The organism is Vibrio sp. UCD-FRSSP16_30 (genome assembly GCF_001676025.1).
Taxonomy (GTDB): domain Bacteria; phylum Pseudomonadota; class Gammaproteobacteria; order Enterobacterales; family Vibrionaceae; genus Vibrio.
In genome coordinates, this window is record NZ_LZFW01000084.1 from 1 (window position 1) to 19,710 (window position 19,710).

Annotated in this window: 19 protein-coding genes and 1 pseudogene; 10 read left to right on the forward strand and 10 right to left on the reverse strand. The window is 41.5% G+C overall.

What is annotated here, in order from left to right; translation table 11 throughout:
• A pseudogene (locus A9260_RS15810) lies at window positions 1-293 on the forward strand (IS4 family transposase); the annotation flags it as partial.
• Window positions 294-348: 55 nt separating this feature from the next.
• On the opposite strand, the gene glyA reads toward A9260_RS15810, so the two are convergent.
• Window positions 349-1,599, reverse strand: a complete 1,251-nt coding sequence (gene glyA / locus A9260_RS15815) for a serine hydroxymethyltransferase (protein ID WP_068700682.1) — start codon at window positions 1,597-1,599, stop codon at window positions 349-351.
• 322 nt (window positions 1,600-1,921) lie between these two features.
• Between glyA and A9260_RS15820 the strand changes: the two genes are divergently transcribed.
• On the forward strand, window positions 1,922-2,521 hold the full coding sequence (locus A9260_RS15820; protein WP_068700684.1) for a YitT family protein: 600 nt from the start codon (window positions 1,922-1,924) through the stop codon (window positions 2,519-2,521).
• An 83-nt stretch (window positions 2,522-2,604) separates the two neighbouring features.
• Here A9260_RS15820 and gmhB read toward each other — a convergent pair whose 3' ends face one another.
• The gene (gene gmhB / locus A9260_RS15825) at window positions 2,605-3,156 is read right to left on the reverse strand and encodes a D-glycero-beta-D-manno-heptose 1,7-bisphosphate 7-phosphatase (RefSeq protein ID WP_068700688.1); all 552 of its coding nucleotides are present in this window, start codon (window positions 3,154-3,156) and stop codon (window positions 2,605-2,607) included.
• A 181-nt stretch (window positions 3,157-3,337) separates the two neighbouring features.
• Here gmhB and metN point away from each other — a divergent pair, with 181 nt between their 5' ends.
• Genes metN through A9260_RS15840 form a run of 3 tightly spaced genes read left to right on the forward strand, consistent with a single transcriptional unit; the run spans window position 3,338 to window position 5,881 of the window.
• Complete coding sequence (gene metN / locus A9260_RS15830; protein ID WP_068700960.1) at window positions 3,338-4,372, forward strand: methionine ABC transporter ATP-binding protein MetN; 1,035 nt, start codon at window positions 3,338-3,340, stop codon at window positions 4,370-4,372.
• Window positions 4,362-5,039 carry a methionine ABC transporter permease gene (locus tag A9260_RS15835; protein WP_068700690.1) on the forward strand — a complete coding sequence of 226 codons (678 nt, stop codon included), beginning with the start codon at window positions 4,362-4,364 and terminating at the stop codon, window positions 5,037-5,039. The genes metN and A9260_RS15835 overlap by 11 nt, the downstream gene beginning before the upstream one ends.
• A gap of 32 nt (window positions 5,040-5,071) precedes the next feature.
• Window positions 5,072-5,881: a MetQ/NlpA family lipoprotein gene (locus A9260_RS15840; protein WP_068700693.1), complete on the forward strand. Its 810-nt coding sequence runs from the start codon at window positions 5,072-5,074 to the stop codon at window positions 5,879-5,881.
• A gap of 390 nt (window positions 5,882-6,271) precedes the next feature.
• Here A9260_RS15840 and A9260_RS15845 read toward each other — a convergent pair whose 3' ends face one another.
• Window positions 6,272-7,861 carry an AbgT family transporter gene (locus A9260_RS15845; RefSeq protein ID WP_068700696.1) on the reverse strand — a complete coding sequence of 530 codons (1,590 nt, stop codon included), beginning with the start codon at window positions 7,859-7,861 and terminating at the stop codon, window positions 6,272-6,274.
• Window positions 7,862-8,224: 363 nt separating this feature from the next.
• Between A9260_RS15845 and tsaA the strand changes: the two genes are divergently transcribed.
• The 3 genes from tsaA (at window position 8,225) to A9260_RS15860 (ending at window position 11,017) form a co-directional block, all read left to right on the forward strand.
• A complete protein-coding gene (tsaA, locus tag A9260_RS15850; protein WP_068700699.1) occupies window positions 8,225-8,932 on the forward strand; it encodes a tRNA (N6-threonylcarbamoyladenosine(37)-N6)-methyltransferase TrmO in 708 nt (235 codons plus the stop codon).
• Between the two features lie 72 nt (window positions 8,933-9,004).
• On the forward strand, window positions 9,005-10,720 hold the full coding sequence (locus A9260_RS15855; protein WP_068700703.1) for a proline--tRNA ligase: 1,716 nt from the start codon (window positions 9,005-9,007) through the stop codon (window positions 10,718-10,720).
• Between the two features lie 93 nt (window positions 10,721-10,813).
• Window positions 10,814-11,017 carry a YaeP family protein gene (locus tag A9260_RS15860; RefSeq protein WP_068700705.1) on the forward strand — a complete coding sequence of 68 codons (204 nt, stop codon included), beginning with the start codon at window positions 10,814-10,816 and terminating at the stop codon, window positions 11,015-11,017.
• Window positions 11,018-11,125: 108 nt separating this feature from the next.
• On the opposite strand, the gene manD is transcribed toward A9260_RS15860, so the two are convergent.
• From manD to nagE, 3 genes are all read right to left on the reverse strand, one after another.
• A complete protein-coding gene (gene manD, locus A9260_RS15865; RefSeq protein WP_068700962.1) occupies window positions 11,126-12,343 on the reverse strand; it encodes a D-mannonate dehydratase ManD in 1,218 nt (405 codons plus the stop codon).
• A 309-nt stretch (window positions 12,344-12,652) separates the two neighbouring features.
• Complete coding sequence (locus A9260_RS15870; RefSeq protein WP_068700707.1) at window positions 12,653-12,841, reverse strand: DUF4250 domain-containing protein; 189 nt, start codon at window positions 12,839-12,841, stop codon at window positions 12,653-12,655.
• Between the two features lie 145 nt (window positions 12,842-12,986).
• Window positions 12,987-14,450: an N-acetylglucosamine-specific PTS transporter subunit IIBC gene (gene nagE, locus A9260_RS15875; protein WP_068700708.1), complete on the reverse strand. Its 1,464-nt coding sequence runs from the start codon at window positions 14,448-14,450 to the stop codon at window positions 12,987-12,989.
• Between the two features lie 127 nt (window positions 14,451-14,577).
• Here nagE and A9260_RS15880 point away from each other — a divergent pair, with 127 nt between their 5' ends.
• The gene (locus tag A9260_RS15880) at window positions 14,578-15,468 is read left to right on the forward strand and encodes a LysR substrate-binding domain-containing protein (RefSeq protein WP_068700709.1); all 891 of its coding nucleotides are present in this window, start codon (window positions 14,578-14,580) and stop codon (window positions 15,466-15,468) included.
• An 82-nt stretch (window positions 15,469-15,550) separates the two neighbouring features.
• On the opposite strand, the gene cspE is transcribed toward A9260_RS15880, so the two are convergent.
• From cspE to dinB, 3 genes are all read right to left on the reverse strand, one after another.
• Window positions 15,551-15,760, reverse strand: coding sequence for a transcription antiterminator/RNA stability regulator CspE (gene cspE / locus A9260_RS15885; RefSeq protein WP_068700710.1), 210 nt, complete (start codon window positions 15,758-15,760; stop codon window positions 15,551-15,553).
• Between the two features lie 287 nt (window positions 15,761-16,047).
• Window positions 16,048-16,836: a DUF2884 family protein gene (locus A9260_RS15890; RefSeq protein WP_068700711.1), complete on the reverse strand. Its 789-nt coding sequence runs from the start codon at window positions 16,834-16,836 to the stop codon at window positions 16,048-16,050.
• A 62-nt stretch (window positions 16,837-16,898) separates the two neighbouring features.
• Window positions 16,899-17,966 carry a DNA polymerase IV gene (gene dinB / locus A9260_RS15895; RefSeq protein ID WP_269451483.1) on the reverse strand — a complete coding sequence of 356 codons (1,068 nt, stop codon included), beginning with the start codon at window positions 17,964-17,966 and terminating at the stop codon, window positions 16,899-16,901.
• A 174-nt stretch (window positions 17,967-18,140) separates the two neighbouring features.
• Here dinB and A9260_RS15900 point away from each other — a divergent pair, with 174 nt between their 5' ends.
• Window positions 18,141-19,388 (forward strand): uracil-xanthine permease family protein, encoded by a 1,248-nt coding sequence (locus A9260_RS15900; protein WP_068700713.1) that lies wholly within the window; start codon window positions 18,141-18,143, stop codon window positions 19,386-19,388.
• Window positions 19,389-19,468: 80 nt separating this feature from the next.
• Here A9260_RS15900 and nqrM read toward each other — a convergent pair whose 3' ends face one another.
• On the reverse strand, window positions 19,469-19,702 hold the full coding sequence (gene nqrM, locus A9260_RS15905) for a (Na+)-NQR maturation NqrM (protein WP_068700715.1): 234 nt from the start codon (window positions 19,700-19,702) through the stop codon (window positions 19,469-19,471).
• Between the last annotated feature and the right edge of the window lie 8 nt (window positions 19,703-19,710).

Below are 19,710 nucleotides of genomic sequence, written 5' to 3' on the forward strand. Positions count from 1 at the left end.
AACGAACGTATAATTTAATTCGATATCAAATGGTCGAACTCTGCTTAAATTTAAAGGGGAATTACCTTCCTTATCAGTTGAGTTTTAATGGAACCTTGGCCCATATATCGGCGTTACTTGTTGGCTTACCTTACTCAACGCCGGGCGCAATTCCAAGGCAACTAAAAGGCTTCCATAACATGGCAGAAAGCTTAGTGCTGGAGAGGCGAAGGGAAAGAACATTCCCAAGGGCAGTCAAACCTAGACCGCAGCGATATGCCAATAATAAAAAAGCCGTTCACACTCTTAAGTGAACGGCATTAAGCCATAAGGCTCGTTTTTTGTGAGTTCCAAAAGCTAACTAAACGCTTATGCGTAAACTGGCTTACGGTTACAAATCTCTAGTACTTTCACTTTCGTTGCTTCAATTACAGACTCATCACCTAGGTTGTCTAGAATGTCACACATCCAGCCAGCAAGGTTTTTCGCATCGGTTTCAGTGAAGCCGCGACGAGTAATTGATGGAGAACCAACACGAATACCAGAAGTCACAAATGGGCTACGTGGATCGTTTGGTACTGAGTTTTTGTTTACTGTAATGTTAGCCGCACCTAGTGCAGCGTCCGCTTCTTTACCAGTAATGTCTTTATCAATCAGGTCAACAAGGAACAAGTGGTTCTCAGTTGAACCAGAAACGATGTTGTATCCACGAGCTAAGAACTCAGCAACCATCGCTTTAGCATTCGCAACAACGCGAGCTTGGTAGTCTTTAAACTCAGGCTCTAGTGCTTCTTTAAATGCAACCGCTTTACCCGCGATAACATGCATTAGAGGGCCACCCTGACCACCAGGGAATACCGCTGAGTTTAGTTTCTTGTAAAGAGCTTCACCTTCGTTAGAAAGGATTAGACCGCCACGAGGACCCGCAAGTGTTTTATGAGTCGTGGTTGTTACAACGTGTGCGTGCGGTACTGGGTTTGGATAAACGCCAGCAGCAATAAGACCGGCAACGTGAGCCATATCAACAAAGAAATAAGCGTCAACTTTGTCTGCGATTTCACGCATACGAGCCCAATCACACACTTGTGAATAAGCAGAGAAGCCACCAATGATCATTTTTGGTTTATGCTCAACCGCTAGTGCTTCCATCTCTTCGTAGTCAATCTGACCATTCTCATCAATACCGTAAGGAATGATGTTGTAAAGCTTACCTGAGAAGTTTACTGGAGAACCGTGAGTTAAATGACCACCGTGAGCCAAGCTCATACCTAGTACAGTATCGCCAGCATTAAGAAGTGCCATATAAACAGCATTGTTTGCTTGAGAGCCAGAGTGTGGCTGAACGTTCGCGTATTCTGAACCAAACAACTCACATGCACGTTCGATAGCAAGTGTTTCTACCTTATCAACGTACTCACAGCCACCGTAGTAGCGTTTGCCTGGGTAACCTTCAGCATACTTGTTGGTCAACTGTGAACCCTGTGCTTCCATTACACGTGGGCTTGTATAGTTTTCTGAAGCGATAAGCTCAATGTGCTCTTCTTGGCGCACTGTCTCTTCTTGAATAGCGGTAAATAGGTCCGCATCATAATCAGCGATATTCATATCACGCTTTAGCATCTGTCTCTCCTGACTCAGATTAAACTGTAAATGGCAAAAAACCACACAATGAACGAAAGCAAACGTTTCCGTCACGGTAATGGCAGCATTTTACCGAAATAAACTTGTATAACAAATTTTATTGTCCCTGTTTCCTATAAACATATTCTCTTAAATTGCTTACAGAATAAAGAGTAATCTTGGGATTCTCTGTTTGAATGCGCTCAAATTTACAGCGTGTAAATCAAAACTTACACGCGGTTGGTAAAAAAATTATGCAAAGAGTTCGGTAATACACATTTTTCCTATACTATTCGCGGCTGATTTAGCAAGGTTAAGTACAATGAACAAACATAGCTTTCTCGAAGATTGCGCTGCAATTTTTACTGGTACGCTGCTCGTTGCAGTCGGTATTTATTTCTTAAAGTCATCATCGATGATTGTGGGAGGGACCGCAGGCGTTGCCTTACTATTTACCCAGTTCATCGACCTTAGCTTTGGTACTATGTACTTTTTGGTTAATATCCCATTTTACTTTCTTGCTTGGTTTCGTTTAGGTAAGCGCTTCACAATTAACAGTATTGTCTGTGTCTCTTTAGTTTCGGTAATGGCGGATAATCTGCACTATGTATTGCAGTTTAAATTGCTCTCACCGGCATTTGCAGCTGTTGCAGGAGGTACTTTTATTGGCTTAGGTCTACTTGTGCTGTTTCGTCATCGCGCCAGCTTAGGTGGGTCAAACGTACTGTGTTTAGTTATTCAAGATAAGATGGGAATATCGGTAGGTAAGAGTCAATTGCTGTTTGATACCACAATTCTTGTTTGTTCTCTGTATTTCATTCCTTTAACGCTGATTGCTTGGTCTATTTTTGCGGCGCTGTTCATTAACCTGATCTTATGGATGAATCACAAGCCCACTCGCTACACCGTCCAATATAAATAAACAAAAAGAAAAGGGAGGCTATGGGCCTCCCTTTTCATAAATGTCACATCATTACGAATAGTGTTACGGTTTGTATCGTCTACTTATGATTCAAGATAAGCAGGTACATCGGCAATACTATCTAGGATGATACTGGCAAGCTCTTCGCCTTTCTCTGTGACTGGCTTTCCTGTGCGAACTAAAATCTTAGTCCCAACGCCCGCGGCTTCAGCGGCCATTAAGTCTTCCGCTTTATCTCCGACCATCACCGAGTTTTCCATATCTATTTTCAGAAAGTCTCTTGCTGAAATAAACATGCCAGGCTTAGGTTTGCGACAATCACAATCTTGTTTGTATTGACCAATACCGTGCTCTGGGTGATGAGGGCAGTAATAGATACCATCCAGCTCGACTCCATTATCAGAGAAGTTCCAATCCATCCATTGCGTTAAAGACTCAAATCGGTCTTCACTAAATTTTCCGCGAGCAATGCCCGACTGATTGGTTACCAATACCAACATATAGCCCATTTGTTTAAGCTTCTTAGTCGCTTCAAACACCCCAGGGATATACTCAAAATCATGCTCATCATGTACATAGCCATGATCGACATTAATGACACCGTCACGATCCAAAAAAACAGCAGGTTTAGACACGATAAATTACTCTGTTTTGCTTCATCAATATGCTGACAATTATCGCACGCTTTGTTCTATCTCGCACCTATGATTTAAGTTTTAGACGTCTAGACGTAAAAATATCTATTGACTTAGGTCAATGAAATATCTAGCATCGGTGCAAGATTTAAAACCCTCTCCCAATCAAGTAGGCTTTTTGATGATAGAGATCAAGCAAGTTAACAAGGTATTCTACCAAGGCTCAACACCCATCAACGCTTTGAAAGATATCAATTTAACCGTCGCCTCAGGTAACATATTTGGTGTTATCGGTTCTTCTGGCGCGGGAAAAAGTACTCTTATTCGTTGCGTCAATATGCTTGAAGCACCAAGTAGTGGTGAAGTCATTGTCGATGGTATTGACCTAACTAAGCTATCAAAAGCCGAGCTTTCTCAAGCTCGCCGCAATATTGGAATGATTTTTCAGCATTTCAATCTACTGTCTTCACGAACTGTATTTAACAATATTGCACTGCCGTTAGAGCTTGCAGGTAAGAGCAAAGAATACATCGAGAAAAAAGTCACTGAACTACTTGGACTTGTTGGTCTTGCTGATAAGCGTGATACCTACCCTGCTAACTTAAGTGGCGGTCAAAAGCAGCGTGTTGCAATAGCTCGAGCGCTATCAAGTGATCCTAAAGTACTACTGTGTGATGAAGCCACCAGCGCCCTTGATCCTGCAACGACTCAATCTATTTTGGGTCTGTTAAAAACGATCAACCGTAAACTAGGCATTACTATTTTAATCATCACTCACGAAATGGATGTTGTTAAAAACATCTGTCATGAAGTGGCGATTATTGGTGGTGGTAAGCTTGTCGAAAAAGGCACTGTTGGTGAGATTTTTGCTCATCCTAAAACTGAGCTTGCTCACCAATTTATACGTTCAACTCTGGATCTTTCTATTCCAGAAGATTATGAATCTCGCTTGTTGCCAGAAAGAGTCGAAGGAAGCTACGCGCTTGTTCGACTAGAGTTCACAGGCGCCAGTGTTAATGCACCTGTCATTAGTCAGATTGCACGTAAATTCAATATTGATATCTCCATTCTTAGCTCAGATCTTGATTACGCCGGCGGCGTTAAGTTTGGCATGATGGTGGCGGAAGTGTTCGGTGATGAAGAATCCTATGATGCTGCAATTCAATATCTTGAAGACCAAAAAATTAAAGTAGAGGTGCTTGGCTATGTCTTATGATGTATTAATTGACTGGTTTAACGCCAATACAGCCCTGCTGCTTAAAGCAACATGGCAAACTCTCTATATGGTCGCCTTTTCCGGTATTGTCGGCTTTGCAGTCGGTATTCCACTAGGCGTTATCCTGCACACATCTAAACGTGGCGGCCTTTTGGAAAATCCTCGCCTAAATACCATTTTAGGTGGCATCGTCAATATTGGTCGTAGTGTTCCTTTCATTGTTTTAATGGTGGCGATTATTCCATTTACAAAACTATTGATTGGTACATTTATCGGGACTACAGCGGCAATTGTTCCACTGACTATTGGCGCAATCCCATTTGTTGCACGCTTAGTTGAAGGCGCACTACTGGAAGTACCTACTGGCTTAGTAGAGGCAGCTCAATCTATGGGCGCAACACCTTTGCAGATCATCAAAAAAGTACTGTTACCAGAAGCGCTACCGACTATTATCAACTCAGTTACTATCACGCTAGTCACACTAGTCAGTTACTCAGCAATGGCGGGAACAGTGGGCGGTGGTGGCCTTGGTGACGTGGCTATTCGATACGGTTTCTACCGCTATGATGTTGTCATCATGGCAGTGACCATAGTTATGCTTATTATATTAGTGCAAATCATTCAATCTGTGGGTGATGCATTGGTGAATAAATTTGACCACAGATAAGAATTAAAAATTAGAATTATACGGAGATAAACATGAAATTTAATCTAAAACACATTTTCGCAGTTGCGGTAACAGCTTCAGCACTTATCCTGAGTGGCTGTGGCGATAAAGAACAAGATCAAAACACCATCAAAGTAGGTGTAATGGCTGGCGCCGAAGCTCAAGTAGCAGAAATTGCAGCAAAAGTAGCAAAAGATAAATACGGTCTTGATGTAGAGCTTATCACTTTCACAGATTACGTTACGCCAAACGCTGCACTAGATGATGGTTCTGTAGATGTGAATGCATTCCAACACAAACCATACCTTGATCAGCAAATTAAAGATCGTAGCTACAAATTAGCGATTGCTGGCAACACTTTTGTTTACCCTATCGCTGGCTACTCTAAGAAAATCAAATCTCTAGATGAGCTAAAAGAAGGTGATCGCATTGCAGTGCCAAACGATCCAACGAACCTAGGTCGTTCTCTACTTCTTCTTCAACAACAAGGTTTGATTGAACTAAGCAAAGACTCTGGCCTACAGGCAACCGTTCGTGATATCACTGCTAACCCTAAAAAGATCAAGATCGTTGAACTAGAAGCTGCGCAGCTAACTCGTTCTCTTGACGATATGGAACTGGCTATCATCAACACAACGTTTGCAAGCTCTATTGACCTATCGCCACAACGCGACGGTATCTTTGTTGAAGATAAAGAGTCTCCATACACAAACCTAATTGTTGCGCGTGAAGATAACATCAACAACGAAAACGTTAAAAACTTTGTAAAAGCTTACCAAACTGAAGAAGTATACCAAGGTGCTTCTGAAATCTTTAAAGGTGGCGTAGTTAAAGGCTGGTAATCCCTCCCTTTTAGCCCCGAGCTTTACAATGCTTAACATTAAAAAGCGCTATTCTTTCGAATAGCGTTTTTTTTGAATTATGCAATTCGATATCGCTGAGCTAAAACTTCTATCTAGAGATCCCTAAAGAATACTTCCCTACCCATACTCACTCTATTCAATATTACATCTTCAATCTAATCTTGCGTCTAATACAGATAAGCTATGTTGCTTTAATCTGATGGGGCAATGACGTGACAGGGAATCAATAAGGAATGTTGAGGTTGCTCGTTGCTAAACTCCAAAAGAAAAGGTCAGCAATATGCTGACCTTTTTTTATTCCAAATTACTGCCTTTTAACTAGTAGCTAGCCTCGAATTCTACGCCAAACTACAGCACATCATTAAATCATTATGGTGTATAGAAAGTTGCAGCGCCTGGGCCTACAGGTAGACCAAACACAAATACCCATAAGTAGAACAGTATCGACCAGCCAAACAAGAAACAAATAGAGTATGGCAACATGGTGGCAATCAATGTTCCTATCCCTAAGTTTTTCATGTAGCGAGTGGCAACGGCCAGAATTAAGCCAAAGTAGCTCATCATTGGTGTAATGATGTTCGTTGTAGAATCACCAATACGGTATGCCGCTTGAATGGTTTCTGGTGCGTATCCGACTAACATTAACATTGGTACAAAGATTGGTGCAGTAACAGCCCATTGCGCCGATGCAGAGCCAATCATCAAGTTAATAAAGCCACACATAATAATGAAGGCAAAAAACAGCATCGGACCTGTCAAACCAATAGTTTGTAGGAAGTCTGCACCCGCTACCGCAAACACTTGACCAAAATTAGTCCAAGTAAAGAATGCAACAAACTGAGCGGCAAAGAATACTAGTACTATATAAAGCCCCATCGACGACATCGATTTGGCCATTGCATCAATGACATCACGGTCAGTTTTCATCGTGCCAACAACGCGGCCGTATACAAACCCTGGAATGGCAAAGAATACAAAGATAAAAGCAACAATACTCTTTAAAAATGGCGAGCCTGAAACTAATCCTGTATCAGGATGGCGAAGCGCTCCCCACTCAGGAACGACAGTTAACGCTATCAATGCACTTACGACAACTACCGCAATACCCGCATATTTAAGACCTCGTTTTTCTTCAGCCTTAAGTGAGCCCATACTATCACTAGATAGATCTTCAGCCGCTTCTTCATCATTGTATTTACCAAGTTTTGGCTCAACAATTTTCTCTGTAACGAAAGCACCGGTTATGGCGATAAAGAAAGTTGAAACAAGCATGAAGTACCAGTTTGCTTCAGGGCCTACCGAGTAAGTAGGATCAATCATTTGCGCGGCAGTTTCAGTGATTCCAGATAACAGAGGATCAACAGTGCCAATAAGAAGATTGGCAGAATAACCACCGGATACACCAGCAAATGCAGCCGCAAGACCGGCTAGTGGATGGCGACCTAGAGAGTGAAAAAGCATGGCGGCGAGCGGGATAAGAACGACATACCCTAGCTCCGAAGCTGTATTAGAAATAATACCAGCAAATACAACGGTGACTGTGACCATACGTTGTGATGCATTCATCACTAAGCCGCGCATTGCCGCAGACAACATACCTGAATGCTCTGCAATCGCGACGCCTAGCATAGCAACCAACACCGTGCCTAAAGGGGCAAATCCCGTAAAGTTGGTCACCAGATTAGTCACGATTAAACGAAGCCCTTCACCATTAAGAAGGCTAACAACTTCAATGACACCGTCAGCACTGCGACCTGGTGCGCCTACTGGGCGAGGATCAAGAACGGAAACATCAAAATATCCAGCGATGCCAGAAAGAACTAATATAGCCACACAAAAAATTGCAAATAAAGTGATTGGGTGTGGTAATAAATTGCCTAAGTATTCAACGCCATCCAAGAAACGGGTAAACAGCGGCTTTTTTGGCGGTTGTTGTGTTTGTGAAGCAGATGTACTCACTGAGTTCTCCTTTAATTATTTTTATCTCCTTTCTTATTCTCAATATAAAATCGGAACAGCTTATTCCTACAACGCAGCAACAGTAACGTGCTAGAAAGGTGCTCGAAACATACATGAGTGAAGTAGAATTTAAAAGATGACCAAATGATGACAAACTGGCTAACTCTATGAAAAAGAGCTTAAAAATCTGTGTTTTTTTTCAATAAATGCTTAAAAATCTTATATTAATGAATGAGTAAGCCGTGTTTACACAAGCTTACAGATTTACAGGTACCCCATAAGTAACCATTTGTTAAAAAGGGATATTCCGATTACATTGCTCGGCAAGTCTTATATCGCAGGTTAAAATTAGGAGTTGAGATAATGCACATGATTTCACCAATAGGGACGATCCATACCCCTTATAAAGAAAAGTTTGCGATTCCTAGACAGCCCAATCTAGCGCCAACAGTCACAACAGAGTTGCACCTTATTGGCGATGCAAATAACGAAGCCTGCGTTCGTGAACTAAAGCAGTTCTCGCATGTATGGCTATTGTTTTTATTTGATAAAAACATAGATGCCGGTTGGAAACCGACCGTGCGCCCTCCCCGTCTTGGAGGCAATGAAAGAATTGGCGTATTTGCCAGTCGAGCGACATTTAGGCCCAACGCTATCGGTATGTCAGCGGTACAACTGCTTGATGTACAACAAAAGAATAATCAAGTAATCCTAAAATTGGGCAATGTTGACCTAGTAGATGGCACCCCGATTATTGATATTAAGCCTTATATTCCCTACGCCGATAGCATTCCTGATGCGATAGGAGGTTACGCCGATGCTCCGCCGACTGCGGTTACCGTTGTCTTTTCCAAACTTGCTGAGTCGGTTTTACAAGCGCATCCTGAATATCAATATCGCCAGCAAGCGCTTATCGAAATACTGGCGCAAGACCCTAGACCTGCCTACAAAAAAAACAAGCCTGATAGCAAAGTGTATACCGTCAGCTTGTTTGAATGGGACGTTCAATTTAGTGCAAAAGATAACAGCATTACGGTGCTCAATATTGCCCCTTTAGCACAAAGCAATTGACTGTTATTATATAAGGCTATTTTTAGGGGCTGTGCTCCTAACTTTTCTATACATCTACAACGGAAAGCATCAATGCGTACCAGTAAATACCTAGTTTCTACTTTAAAAGAAACGCCAAACGACGCAGAAGTAGTTAGCCACCAGCTAATGCTTCGTGCAGGTATGATTCGTAAACTGGCCTCAGGCCTTTACACTTGGTTGCCCACAGGTTTGCGCGTACTGCGTAAAGTGGAAAATATTGTTCGTGAAGAAATGGACAATGCAGGGTCAGTTGAAACCCTAATGCCCGTTGTACAACCTTCTGACTTATGGGAAGAAACTGGTCGCTGGGAAAAATTTGGCCCAGAACTACTTCGTATCCACGACCGTAACCATCGTTCATTTGTATTAGGTCCAACACACGAAGAAGTTATCACTGACATGGTGCGTAACGAGGTTAAATCGTATAAACAATTGCCTCTGAACCTTTACCAAATTCAGACTAAATTCCGTGACGAAGTTCGTCCTCGTTTTGGTGTAATGCGTTCTCGTGAATTCATCATGAAAGATGCGTATTCATTCCACCTAGACCAAGAAAGCTTAAATGAAACCTACGTTGAGATGCACCAAGCATACTGCAACGTATTTAACCGTATGGGACTAGACTTCCGTCCGGTACTTGCTGATACCGGTTCTATCGGTGGTAGCGCATCACATGAATTCCATGTACTAGCAGAAAGCGGCGAAGACTTAATTGCCTTCTCTAGTGAATCTGACTACGCAGCTAATATCGAAAAAGCAGAAGCACTTGCTCCAGCAGGTGAAATGCCAGCACCAACACAAGAAATGACAACGGTCGATACGCCAAATGCGAAAACCATTGCAGAGCTTGTTGAGCAATTTGAACTGCCAATTGAAAAAACAGTTAAAACTCTGTTTGTTAAAGCCGATGAAGAATCTAAATTTACGCTAATTGGTCTTATCATTCGTGGTGACCATGAACTCAATGAGATTAAAGCTGAGAAACTTGCTCATGTTGCCGCTCCTCTAGAGATGGCTAGTGAAGAAGAAATTCGCGCAGCAATTGGCGCAGGTCCAGGCTCTCTTGGCCCTGTCGGTCTAGAGCTACCATTCATTGTTGATCGCAGTGTTGCAGTAATGAGTGACTTTGGCGCAGGTGCTAACATTGATGGCAAGCACCACTTCGGAATTAACTGGGGTCGCGATGTTGAACTTCCGCAAGTTGAAGATCTACGCAATGTTGTTGAAGGCGATCCTAGCCCATGTGGTCAAGGCGTAATCCAACTTAAACGTGGCATTGAAGTGGGTCATATTTTCCAACTAGGCAACAACTACTCAAAAGCTATGAACGCAACAGTTCTTGATGCAAACGGTAAGAGTGCTGTTATGGAAATGGGCTGTTACGGCATTGGTTGTACTCGCGTAGTTGCGGCTGCTATCGAACAAAACCATGATGACAACGGTATTATCTGGCCGGATGCGATTGCACCATTCCAAGTTGCTATCGTGCCAATGAACATGCATAAATCTGAGCGAGTAAAAGAAGCGGCAGAAAAACTGTACGCTGAACTGACCGCGCAAGGTATCGAAGTATTGTTTGATGATCGTAAAGAGCGTCCAGGTGTTATGTTTAAAGATATCGAACTGATCGGTATTCCACATACGGTTGTTATTGGCGATCGCAGCATGGATAACGGTCACTTCGAATATAAGAGTCGTCGTGATGGTGAAAAAGTGCCAGTTGAGATTGATAGCATAGTTGCGCATCTTCAAGGTTTGCTTAAATAAGCCTTTACGCTGGAAAGCCTTTTAGTTAAAAAAGAAGGTAGCAAACTTTAATAAAGGCAGCTTAGGCTGCCTTATTCATTTCTGGAGAATACGATGAAGATCTATGACTGTTGTGAACTAATCCGTGAACTATATGCGCAAATTGGTAGTGGTGATCAAGGCTATATCCCACAAGCGATCACCTGTGCAATCAAAACACTGAATGATATTGCCGCCGATACTAACTTGCCTAAAGATACTCGCGATCGCGCCGCTTTTGCTGCTGCCAACTTGCTTATTTCGGACTTTGAAGATTAATCCTAAATTTTCATTAAGTAACAAAACTCTGACAGCCCCTCAGAGCAAGGCTGTCAGATAAAAGTTACAGTACCTCGAATAAAAGTATCTTTAATAACTCGCTAAATCTTACCAGTTCCAAATGGTGCCATCTTCAAGGCGACTGACTGGCAAGTATGAGCGTTTGTAGGGATATTTTTCCATTGCTGCCTCATCGATATCGACGCCCAAACCTGGCTTCTCATTTGGCAATATCATTCCGTCTTGTAACGTAATCTCATACTTAAATACTTCATTGATTTCATCAGTACCAAAACCAATAAACTCTTGAATGCCAAAGTTTGGCGCCCACGCATTCACCGACATATGAGCCATCATTGCAATCGGTGACAGATCTGGTGCGCCGTGAGGTGCTAAACGGACATGATAAAGGCTCGCAAAATCCGCTACTCTTCTTAACGGAGTAATACCACCGCCATGACTGACGGCTGTTCGGATATAATCAATGGATTGAGTTTCGATAAGCTCTTTGCAGTCCCAAATCGTATTAAAAGTCTCACCTACCGCCAACGGCGTTGTGGTGTGAGTTCTAATTTGTGCATAACTGCTTTGGTTCTCAGCAATTACAGGATCTTCGACAAATAACAAATCGTACGGTTCAAGCAATTTACATAAGCGCGCCGCTTCAATTGGGGTTAATCGGCTATGCACATCATGCAAAAGATCCACATCAAAACCAAACCTCTCTCTGGCTTGTTTAAACAGTTCAGGGATAAAGTTCATGTACTTTCTAGTAGACCATTCATTCTCTGGTGGCAGAGGTCGATTTCCCTGAAGTTCGTAGTAGTTTTTCTTACCTTCGAGAGTGCCGTATGTGCCTTTAGATTTAGGGATAGAACATTGCAGACGAACGGCTTTATACCCTTGCTCAATAAAGTTACCTAGGTTAGTCAGTACTTCCTCTATGCTTTCACCGTTAGCGTGGGCATAAACAGTAATGCCGTTGCGGCTTTTACCACCTAGCAGTTGATGTACTGGCACATTGGCATGCTTACCAAAAATATCCCATAGCGCCATATCAATCGCACCGATAGCCGTCATCGTTACAGGACCCTTACGCCAATATGCACCTTTATAAAGGTACTGCCAGATATCTTCGATATTCAATGCAGATTTGCCAATCAAACACGGCTTAATATGTTCCTCGATGTAAGAAGCAACCGCAAGTTCTCGGCCGTTTAATGTCGCATCACCAACACCATAAACGCCTGACTCGGTGATTATTTTAACCGTTACAAAGTTGCGTCCAGGTTTACATATCAAAACCTTAATATCTTTAATCTTCATTGCATCACCCCAATTCATCATCACTTTTGCCATTAAGTAAATTTATTCAGTAAACCCATTTAGTAAATCGGTTTTGTAAATAATCGTACGCCAAACAAAAATAATGTCAATGATCACTGAATCAACTTTAGTGGTAAGGATAAGATTGAATAAATTGTGTGAAGACTTTTGCGAAAACTCGAGGATGAACGGAGGGGTTTGATAAACAATTCATTGAGGACTAGAACAAATTGCTGCTCATAAGCAAAGCAGCAATACTGATATTTTTACCATTTATTACAGCATTATAGACTGATGATTAGCATCAAATCAGCGAAATTGATTCACACTTTCAAGATACTCAAAATCCGCCTCAGCCAACTTTGCGATAAGTTTATCTTTATCAATATCATAAAACTTAATCAAACTGTCCAAGCTACTAAACTCATCCCTAAGCTTCATATTGACCATGCTTAACAAAATGTTGCTGTCCATTGTTTCAAAGCGTTCGATACCCATAATTACCTCAAAATATACTGCGAATATCCGCCACTATAGCAAACTACAAATTAGCTACGCCACTATAATGAACACCTTATTTTTGCTTATTACAGACATAAAAAAAGTAGCCAAAATGGCTACTTTTTAAAGCTAGAGTTTGCTGTTAAGCCAGTGCTTTTTTAACACTATCAGCAACTTTATCTACTTTACCGATACCGATGATAACCTGTAGACCACCTTTACCGATTTTGACCACACCTGCTGCGCCTAGTTGTTTTAAGCGTGCATCGTCGGCTTTACTTGAGTCCACTACAGTCAAGCGTAAACGAGTGATGCAGTTATCGACTTCTAGGATGTTCTCTGCACCACCAACTGCTTCGATGTAGTTGAGTGCTAACGTTAAATCATCAACGGGTTCTTTATCATCTTCTGATACCGTTAGATCTTCACCTCGACCTGGTGTTTTAAGATTAAACTTAAGAATGAAGAATCTAAAGCCTGCATAGTACACACCAAAGAAGACTAAGCCTTGTACTATCAGCATGTACCATTTAACCGCTAGAGGGTTCTGGCTAGATAGAACGAAATCCACCAAACCTGCTGAGAAGCCAAAGCCTGCCATCCAATGCATTTCTGCTGCAATAAATAGAGAGATACCGGTTAACACAGCGTGTAGCAAGTACAGTAGCGGTGCAACAAACATGAAGCTAAATTCTAGTGGTTCTGTGATACCCGTAAAGAAAGAAGCCATAGCAGCTGCAAGCATAATAGAAAATACAGCGGCTTTATTTTTTGATTCTGCACATTGGTAGATAGCCAGTGCTGCGCCCGGTAGACCAAACATCATAATTGGGAAGAAACCAGCTTGATACATACCAGTTTGACCAATAACAGCGGTACCATTTGCAATGGATTGAGCGCCACCTAGGAAGTTAGGAATATCATTAATACCGACCACATCAAACCAAAATACTGGATATAGAGCATGGTGCATGCCAATAGTCAGCAATATACGGTTAAAGAAGCCAAACAGACCTGCGCCAATAGGGCCCATAGCTTGTAGCTTCACTCCGAAAATAATCAATGCGTCATAAACAACTGGCCATACATAAAGCAGAACAAAAGCAAGTATCATGCCCGCAATTGAGGTCAAGATTGGAACCAGTCGTTTACCGCTAAAAAACGCCAGTGCTTTAGGAAGCTCAACTGTTGAGTATTTGTTGTAAATTTCAGCCGAAATAATACCAACGATAATACCAACAAACTGGTTACCTATTTTATTAAAAGCTGCTGGTACGTTTTCTTTGGCAACATCAAGTAGAAGTGCTGCGTTATCTGGAGAAAGAAGAGTGGTTACAACCATGAAACAGATAAAACCAGCCAACGCTGCCGAACCGTTCTTATCTCGGCTCAAGCCAAATGACACACCAATCGCAAATAGCAGTGCCATGTTGTCGATAATTGCGCCGCCCGATTTAATTAAGAATGCCGCCAATACATTATCAGCACCCCAACCTACCGGATCAAGCCAGTACCCAATACCCATTAAAATTGCAGCCGCAGGTAAAGTGGCTACAGGAACCATCAATGCCTTACCTACTTTCTGCATATAGCCTAATACATTCATACACCCTCTCAAGATGAATCTAGAAATCAATTGTTACAATTTACTTATTTAACAATAAAAAATAAGAATCGACAAACCAATTTGATCATATAATGGATTAATAATTTTAATGCCAAAGGGCTAACTAGTGAAAAATAAGCCGTTTTTACTTAGAAACCTGCATACCTTCGAGGTAGCCTCTCAACATTTAAGCTTTACCAAAGCAGGCATCGAGCTCAATCTAACCCAAGGAGCCGTTAGCCACCGAATCAAAGGGCTAGAAGCTGATTTAGGCTTTAAGCTGTTTATAAGACGTCCTCGTAAGCTTGAGTTAACCCTAGAAGGTAAAAGACTAAAAGCAACATTAGCCGAGTCTCTTTCTTCTATTTATAGTGAAATAGAAGACATTAATTCCCACGAGTTAACTGGCAACATTGTTATTGCCACCACCCCAGCCTTTGCCAGTGGCTGGCTGATCCCGCGCTTAAAAAACTTTAAAAAGAAGTATCCGGGTTTTAACCTGACCATTCGTATCGAAGAGGACCAGCTGGATCTTCGACAAAATAACATCGATATTGCAGTCTATTATGGTCAACCTAATCTTATCGATACTTTCACTCATCCTTTATTTGACGAAAGGCTAGTACCGGTCTGCACTCATGAATATGCCGTCGAGCATGGATTGTTCCAACAAGACTATGAAGCGTTAAAAGGCATCACCTTTCTTCACGCCCAACAATCTAATGCATGGCAGCGTTGGTTAGATCATTTTTCTATTGCTCTAGACCCTTACGACAAAGCCTATCACTTTAGTCAAAGGGGCATGCATGTTCAGGCAGCTAAACACTCCCTAGGCGTCGCTATAGGGCGTTTAAGCTTTGTGGCGAAGATGATCGAAGATGGAGAGCTTGTGGTTCCATTTCCAACAATGCACAGCCAAAACAAATATTACTTGTTGTGCGCAAATGGAATGGAGAAGCATCAAAAGATAGAAGCGGTCTTTAATTGGATTAAAGAAGAGCGTGCATCACGTTATTAATAATGTTTTTGACGATTTTTAGGCAAGAAAAAAGCCCGCTGTAAACAGCGGGCTTTTAGAAACTTTAAATTTAATCGTTAGATTAAACTACAGTAACGTTTGAAGCTTGAGGGCCTTTTTGACCTTGTTCAACTTCAAAAGAAACTTTTTGGCCTTCAGCAAGAGTTTTGAAGCCGTCAGAAACGATTGCACGGAAGTGAACGAATACGTCAGCACCGCCGTTGTCTTGAGAAATGAAACCGAAACCTTTTTCTTCGTTAAACCATTTTACTGTACCAGTAGTCTTTGACATGTTATGTCCCTTAGTATTTTTTAAGATAAATTATACGTCGCTTGTGCGACACGTTCGAAAGCGTAAGTTATTAAGTTAAGGGAAAAACAGAAAACACTACTTTACTTTTTACAATAAAATTTGAAACTTGCTTTTGCTTACTTTTATCTAACAACTTTGCCTTACGAAGCGAGTGTTATGCTACAGAAGTTTACGGCGTTGTAAACGTTTTTCTTAGAAAAAAGTTAGATATTTACACGATAGCCAACGCAATAATTTCCAACTTACTGAATTACTTCAATTACTGTTCAAATATTGAACAGTTGATATTTTTTCAGTTCAGGGATAGTTTTCACTACCGACTGCTCTTCTTTAGCTAGTTGATCCATCGAATCACAATAATTTTGAGCTTTTTCAGTGATTTCAGATGAATGTGCTTTCAGTTTTTTCTTGATTGAAGTTTGTAATTCAACCATTTCATTTTGCAGTTCAGTGAAATTCACACTGCCTTCCGCTGCAAATTTTTCCTGCATCACGGTAAAGGCACTAGCAATAAATTCAGTGTTAAAAACCTGCCTAGCATCGGCTAGATCTTTTTGCCAATTGTTATGCATAGCGCTCAAAGCATTAGGCTTTAACACCCATTCTCCGTCATGATGATAACGCTTCTCTAGTTTCACATAAAAATCAGAAATCGCTTGGCGTACATTATCAAATGCATGAGTGTTATTAAATTTAGCCGACACATCATCAAGAACTTCATTGGCTAAAGCAACACCTGAACGTCCGACTTCTTGAACCTTAGGAATAGTCTCATTTAGCTGTTTACGATATTGATCCAGTGCTTGTTGCTGTTGGTGGCTCAGTTCAATGGTCTTGCCTTCAATCGATAAGCCTTTTTTCTCATCAATAATCGCTTTATGACCTTTCGCATCAATAATCCGCACCCCCTTGCCATCTAAGTGCACTTCATTATGTAAATCAACATTACATGACTGATATCCATCTATAGCTTGCGCTTGGGTCAATGACGTGAACAGTAGCGATGTGAGAAGCATAGAAACTGAAAGTAAGCCGTAGAGGCAACGTTTAAACATGTAAATTCCTTGTAACTTGATATTACGCTAACTTAGTTGGCGAACACTTTAACCGCTATTAGTTAGTTATCCAATAGACTGAGTTGCTTTGCTTGCGCTTCTGACTGAAGCATTACATTAAGCCCTAATAAACGTATCTCTCGCTGCTGCTGACGCTGCAATACTTTTTCTAATAATGGATAAAAGGCAGATAAACTCAATTCATTAGACGTTGTTTCAATGGTAGTCACCTGAAAATCAGCAAACTTGACTTTAATGCCTTGTTTAACAATCGCTCGAGCATCTTGCTCACTGATTTTATTAAGACGCAGCTTAAGCTCTGGAAACAGCCTTTCATTAACGACTTGCCAGCACTGCTCTAAAGAAACAATATTCTGATTAAATGTCCGCTCTACCCCAACGGATTTTCTCTCTCGTGAGACTTCGACACTGCGATTATCTAAACCATGGCAACGACTCCATAAAGAGGAGCCTAAACGCCCATGACGCATCAATAGTTCTCGATAATCCGCTTGGCGAATATCTTCTCCCAAATAATAACCAGAGCGATGTAATTTTTGTAATGCGACCTTGCCAACACCGGGAATTTTTTGCAATGGCATATTATCGATAAAGTCTTGAACTTGATCCGGTGGAATAACATATTGTCCGTTGGGTTTATTTATATCCGATGCCACTTTGGCTAAAAACTTTATAGGCGCAATACCTGCTGATGCAGTCAATCCCAACTCTTGTTGTATATCGTTACGAATAGACTGAGCAATTAAAGTAGCAGAGCCATTATATAAATGACTATCGGTGACATCGATATACGCCTCATCCAATGATAACGGTTCAATAATAGAACTGTAGCGTTTGAAAATGGCGCGTATTTGCGCTGAAACACTCTTATAAACAGACATTCGCCCTGGGACAACTAATAACTGCGGACAAAGTTTCATTGCTTGCGCTGTAGGCATAGCGGAGTGAACCCCAAAGCGACGAGCTTCGTAGTTACAAGTTGTCAGCACACCACGTTGGCGCTCCTTTCCCCCAACGGCTAAAGGCCGATTACGATATTCAGGAAAATCACGCATTTCAACTGCCGCGTAGAAACAATCCATATCGACATGGATAATTTTCTTAGACACACACCACCATAATACTGGTTAAAAACACAGTTATTTTAGCTCAATATAAACGCTGTTTGAAATTTATTTTTTCGTTAAATTAAATACAATCAAATAAAAATTGATCTAAAAAATGTAACGCTAGGTAAGTTGATGCTAGTATTCGTCGATTTCCAAAAATGGAGAAAGAAAATCATGGCTTCTATTCTACAGGGTATGCAAATGCTATTTGTTGCATTTGGTGCTCTCGTTATGGTCCCGCTTTTAACGGGGCTAGATGCCAACGTTGCATTATTTGGTGCAGGTGTTGGTACCTTAATATTCCAATTAGTAACTAAGCGCTCAGTTCCTATTTTTTTAGCGTCTTCTTTTGCGTTTATTGCACCAATTTTATATGGCGTTCAAACTTGGGGCATACCTGCCACAATGGGTGGCCTAATGGCTGCTGGCTTTGTATACCTTATTTTTAGTAGCATCATTCGCATTCGTGGCGTTGCTATTATCCATAAACTGCTACCACCTGTTGTAGTGGGTCCTGTAATTATGGTGATCGGTTTAGGCCTAGCACCTGTTGCGGTCAATATGGCACTAGGTAAAAATGGTGACGTGCAAGCTATTGATAGCACAGTGGCATTGTCAATCTCACTTGCTTCACTGCTTACCACTATTCTTATCAGCGTTTACTCTAAAGGCTTCTTAAAGCTGCTACCTATCTTTGGTGGTATTGTGGTGGGTTACATTTTAAGCCTGTTTGCCGGTATCGTGGATTTCACTCCAGTAGCCAATGCTGCTTGGTTTGCCATTCCTAACTTTACCGCTCCTGAGTTCAATATTAACGCCATTTTGTTCATGTTGCCGGTGGCCATTGCCCCAGCAGTAGAGCACGTGGGTGATATTCTTGCTATCTCAAATGTGACAGGTAAAGATTACCTTAAAAAACCGGGGCTACACAGAACTATGGCGGGTGACGGACTGGCTACTATGGCGGCAAGCATGATGGGCGCTCCACCGAACACCACTTACAGTGAAGTAACTGGTGCGGTTATGCTCACTAAAGCTTTCAACCCTAAAATCATGACTTACGCAGCATTTTCGGCTATTGCTCTAGCGCTAGTAGGTAAATTAGGTGGTGTACTACAAACTATCCCAGGTCCAGTAATGGGCGGCATCATGATGCTGTTGTTTGGTTCAATTGCTACTGTAGGTTTGAACACTCTGATTCAAAATCGCGTTGACTTACACAACTCTCGTAACCTTGTTATCGTGGGTGTCACTTTGGTATTTGGTATCGGTGGCATGACCGTTAATATTGGCGACTTTAACCTTCATGGTATTAGCCTTTGTGGAATCATGGCGATTCTATTAAACCTAGTTCTGCCAAAAGACCTAGGCGAGTCAACAGTGGTTGATAATGCTCAAATGGAAGATAAGTCTGAGAAGTAAATATCTCTCAAGCTTCTGATCTACCAACAAAAATGCCAAGCTTATTAGCTTGGCATTTTTTATATCTTACGCTTTAGAGATTAAGCAATTCGGTCTTTTTCCCAACCAGCTACTTTTTCAGCCCTTGCTTGCGCTTTAGCTTCTCTACGTTTACGTGCATCACAAGGCTCAGGGCAACTGCATACTTTATCAATACCCATTGCATCTAAACCGCCACAGCTTCCCTTCACTACTTTCTTTTGAATAATATAGCCAACGGACATCAAAGTGATGAATCCGAGGAAAATACCAAAAGTCACTAAGAACGTTGTCATTGCACTAC